Annotated in this window: 3 protein-coding genes; all 3 read left to right on the top strand. The window is 63.9% G+C overall.

Annotated features, from left to right (window positions below; all coding sequences use genetic code 11):
- Positions 1-58: 58 nt before the first annotated feature.
- The gene (locus EN742_RS33285) at positions 59-931 is read left to right on the top strand and encodes a dimethylarginine dimethylaminohydrolase family protein (RefSeq protein ID WP_126056891.1); all 873 of its coding nucleotides are present in this window, start codon (positions 59-61) and stop codon (positions 929-931) included.
- Entirely contained in the window at positions 901-1,572 is a 672-nt protein-coding gene (locus tag EN742_RS33290; protein ID WP_126056890.1) for a TetR family transcriptional regulator C-terminal domain-containing protein, read from the top strand. The genes EN742_RS33285 and EN742_RS33290 overlap by 31 nt, the downstream gene beginning before the upstream one ends.
- On the top strand, positions 1,569-1,997 hold a 429-nt coding region (locus EN742_RS33295), incomplete at its 3' end, for a thiamine pyrophosphate-binding protein (RefSeq protein ID WP_245492455.1). The genes EN742_RS33290 and EN742_RS33295, both read left to right, overlap by 4 nt.

The raw sequence follows: 1,997 nt of genomic DNA on the forward strand, positions 1-1,997 counted from the left end.
GTGTATAAATAGCCCTCCATGAAATTTTCTCGGCTTTTTTCATCTTAAAAGGGCATTGATGAGCGCTTTCGGATCACAGTCCATGGCGGCGCCGCTGCGGCGCGTGCTGATGCGGTCGGCAGCCAACGCCATGCGCGACGCCGACAGGGCTGCCTGGCACTATGGCCCCGGCTTCAACCCGGCGAAAGCAGCCTCGCAGCACGTGGCCCTTGCTGAACTGGTGGCGGCTTCCGGCGCCGAAATCGAATGGATAGAGGACACGGACGACGGCCTGTCGGATTCGGTGTTCACGCACGACCCATCGCTGATGACCGACCGCGGCGCGCTGATCCTGTACATGGGCAAGCCATTGCGCGCCAGCGAGCCCTCGCTGCATGAAGAGACCTACAGAAGACTGGGCATTCCGATCCTGGGCCGCGTCGAGGCTCCTGGCCAGGTCGAAGGCGGTGACTGTGTATGGGTTGATGGCCGCACGCTGGCGATCGGGCGCGGTGTCCGCTCCAATCAGGAAGGCATCCAGCAGGTTTCAAACCTGCTGACGCCGCTGGGCATTTCCGTCTACGGTTTTGACCTGCCGCTGTGGCAGGGCGAAGAGGCGTGCCTGCATCTGATGTCGGTGATCAGCCCGCTGGCCGACGACCTCGCACTGGTCTATTCCCCGCTCTTGCCGGCCCCGTTCTATCAGATGCTGAAGGCGCGAGGCATCCGGCTGGTCGAAGGCGACGCCGGAGAGTTCGCCGCTTCCAACGGCCTCAGCCTAAACGTACTGCCGACCAGCCCGCTCAAAGTCATCGCCGTTGCAGGCTTTCCCAAGACCAAAGCCGCGATGGAAGCCGCCGGCTGCACGGTTGAAATCTTCGAGGCGGATGCGCTTTGCATCGCCTGCGAAGGTGGGCCGACATGCCTGACGCGGCCGATCCTGCGCCGATGAATGCGCCATCCCGCCGCAAGTTCCGTCGCGAGGGCGAGGACCGGCGGCGGCAGGATCTGATCGAAGCGACTCTGGATAGCGTGGCGGAACATGGTCTGCAAGGTGCCACCTTGCGCGCCATCGCCTTGCGTGCCGGCGTCACCGCCGGGCTGATCCGGCATTATTTCCCCGGCAAGGAAGAATTGCTGCAGGAGGCATATGCGGCGCTGGTCGGCCGCATGACCGAGCAGGCCAAAGCAGCATTGGTCATGGAAGATGCCTCTCCGCGCCAACGTCTTGCGGCTTTCGTCACCGCCAACCTCAACACGCCGATCGTCGACGCGCGGGTGTTTTCGCTTTGGGCAACCTTCATCGGCCGCGCCAATGCGGATCCGACCTTGGCCCATGCCCACCGCGAAGGCTATCTTGGCTTTCGCAACGAGGTGGAAGCGGTTGTGGCCGAGGTGCTCGCTGCAGAACAGCGCAAACCGGACGCAAGCCAACTGCGCCACCATGCCATCGCGATCAACGCGATCATCGACGGGCTCTGGATCGAAGGCTGTCTGGCGGGCGATATGTTCGAGCCCGGCGAATTGGCAGCGATTGGCATCAAGGCTGTCGAGGCCGAACTCGGCCTTGCGCCAGAAAGAGGAGAACGATGACCACCATCGGCGAGGCCCTCATCACCCTGCTCGAGGCGCATGGCGTCGACACCGTTTTCGGTATCCCCGGCGTCCACACGGTCGAGCTCTATCGCGGCCTGGCGCGTTCGAGCATCCGCCATATCACGCCGCGCCATGAGCAGGGCGCCGGCTTCATGGCCGACGGCTATGCCCGCGCCAGCGGCAGGCCTGGCGTCGCCTTCGTCATCACCGGTCCGGGGCTCACCAACACCATCACCGCCATGGGTCAGGCGCGCGCCGATTCGGTTCCGATGCTGGTTATCTCGGGCGTCAATGCTACCGACACGCTTGGCAAGGGCTTCGGCTTCCTGCACGAACTGCCCGACCAGCGCGGCATGATGGAGAAGGTGGCGCTGTCTTCTGAGCGCATTACCGAGGCCAAGGAGCTGCCCGGCGTGCTGGCC

This window comes from Mesorhizobium sp. M4A.F.Ca.ET.020.02.1.1, from assembly GCF_004022645.1.
Lineage (GTDB): Bacteria > Pseudomonadota > Alphaproteobacteria > Rhizobiales > Rhizobiaceae > Mesorhizobium.

Excerpts from the sequence above, each read along its gene's own strand:
- EN742_RS33285 (WP_126056891.1), top strand. The coding sequence starts at position 59 with ATGAGCGCTTTCGGATCACAGTCCATGGCGGCGCCGCTGCGGCGCGTG.
- EN742_RS33290 (WP_126056890.1), top strand. The coding sequence starts at position 901 with ATGCCTGACGCGGCCGATCCTGCGCCGATGAATGCGCCATCCCGCCGC.